Annotated in this window: 3 protein-coding genes and 1 other RNA gene; 2 read left to right on the top strand and 2 right to left on the bottom strand. The window is 43.7% G+C overall.

Features of this window, described 5'->3' with window-relative positions; all coding sequences use genetic code 11:
- The coding region (locus Xbed_RS18615) for a type II toxin-antitoxin system HicA family toxin (RefSeq protein WP_086114300.1) at nucleotides 1–137 on the top strand (137 nt) is incomplete at its 5' end.
- Nucleotides 138–192: 55 nt separating this feature from the next.
- Nucleotides 193–609 carry a type II toxin-antitoxin system HicB family antitoxin gene (locus tag Xbed_RS18610; RefSeq protein ID WP_086114299.1) on the top strand — a complete coding sequence of 139 codons (417 nt, stop codon included), beginning with the start codon at nucleotides 193–195 and terminating at the stop codon, nucleotides 607–609.
- Between the two features lie 495 nt (nucleotides 610–1,104).
- Here Xbed_RS18610 and Xbed_RS19875 read toward each other — a convergent pair whose 3' ends face one another.
- Nucleotides 1,105–1,263, bottom strand: a complete 159-nt coding sequence (locus tag Xbed_RS19875; protein ID WP_167371950.1) for a hypothetical protein — start codon at nucleotides 1,261–1,263, stop codon at nucleotides 1,105–1,107.
- A gap of 179 nt (nucleotides 1,264–1,442) precedes the next feature.
- Nucleotides 1,443–1,483, bottom strand: a transfer-messenger RNA (tmRNA) gene (gene ssrA, locus Xbed_RS18600); the annotation flags it as partial.

Genomic DNA, 1,483 nt, shown 5'->3' with positions numbered 1-1,483 from the left:
AGGGCGTCGAAGTTTCAAACGGGACAAACCATCTGAAACTGAGATACAAGGGGAAGCACAGCGTCATGCCAAGGCATCCCAGCCATGAGATAAAAGAGCCGCTGAGGAAAGCAATCATTAAGCAGTTAGGATTGTAATAAAAACCCGTCTCTCAGGAGGCGGGTTCTCGCACAGGCTTCACCATCAAATACTATGCGATATCCCGTAATATTAGAGCCAGTCGCAGAGGGCGGTTATTTCGTCTCGTTCCCGGATATTCCTGAAGCCTTAACCCAAGGGGATACACGGGAAGAAGCGCTAGAGATGGCACTTGATGCGTTAATCACGTCCTTTGAATTTTATTTTGAAGATAATGAAAAAATCCCGCTTCCTCACCCCGTGGGGCAAGATGATGATTATGTCGATGTGCCCTTAAGCGTGGCCTCAAAGGTATTGATGCTCAATGCGTTTGTTGATTCCAAATTAACGCAAATTGAGTTAGCCAACCGTATGGGGGTGAAAAAGCAGGAAGTGACCCGTATCTTTGACTTACATCATTCGACCAAGATTGATACGGTGGCTAAGGCGGCAACCGCTATTGGGCATCAATTAACGTTGTCTATTGAGTAACGAAGATCACCATGAAGAGGCTGCGTTAAACCGTGGCCTTTTTTATTTCGCTACAAAACGCAACCAGACGCACACAGCACCATTCACTTATCAACTCACTGAACCCGCTGCGGTTAATTTGGATCGCGTTGCTGCGTCGCACCCATGCTACACAATCCCCACGAAATAAACGTAAACCTGACGTAAAACGGACTACACCGCACCCGCCTGCACGTTTTGGATCAAAAAATTATTTCATTTTTAAAATTCTCCAAAGCGACCCGCCAGACCGTGCCAGTACTGGCGGTGTAAGCGGAATCGCAAAATGAAAGGTGTGAAAGGATTTTCAGGCAATTTCAGTTTTTGGATCAAAAGCGGATCGCGGGGGAAATATCAATACAATGATATTAAAGGGAAAATGCTATTTTACGTGAGGTAAGTGGATCACAAAGAAAGCCATATCATCTTAAGAAAGTCAGCGTGTGTGCGGCTTTGAGGGAAAAGGGAAACTGAAATTTATTGTTTCGCTGAATTATCTTTGTCTGCGTGTACGACTCTGATGTTCTGAGCTGTTTCGATAATTTTGATAGCCTCTTCTGCTAACAGTCCTTTCAAATTGATTAGGGTACTGTCTTTGGAAACTTCAATTTTGATATTCCGTTTTGTAGTAAACATTTCCATTATCCTTAATAGTGTTGATGTACTTTAATTAAGCAATAATTAATTATGTTAGAGGAAAGGGTGTAAGGCAAGCGAAAGATATTTCGGGGGGCAGTATGGCCCGTAGTTAAAAATCTTTGCCGCCATTTTCAAATAAAAAAGGGCTACACTTTCGTGTAACCCCTTGTTTTATTTGGTGGAGCTGGCGGGAGTTGAACCCGCGTCCGAAATTCCT

Origin of the sequence: Xenorhabdus beddingii (assembly GCF_002127545.1) — a bacterium.
Classification (GTDB): Bacteria; Pseudomonadota; Gammaproteobacteria; order Enterobacterales; family Enterobacteriaceae; genus Xenorhabdus; species Xenorhabdus beddingii.
The sequence above is the reverse complement of the archived record's forward strand: the minus strand, read 5'-3'. Positions and strand labels throughout refer to the sequence as shown.

What these genes read in the sequence shown, in the direction of transcription:
- Xbed_RS19875 (WP_167371950.1), bottom strand. Translation starts at nt 1,263, where the DNA reads ATGTTTACTACAAAACGGAATATCAAAATTGAAGTTTCCAAAGACAGT.
- Xbed_RS18610 (WP_086114299.1), top strand. Translation starts at nt 193, where the DNA reads ATGCGATATCCCGTAATATTAGAGCCAGTCGCAGAGGGCGGTTATTTC.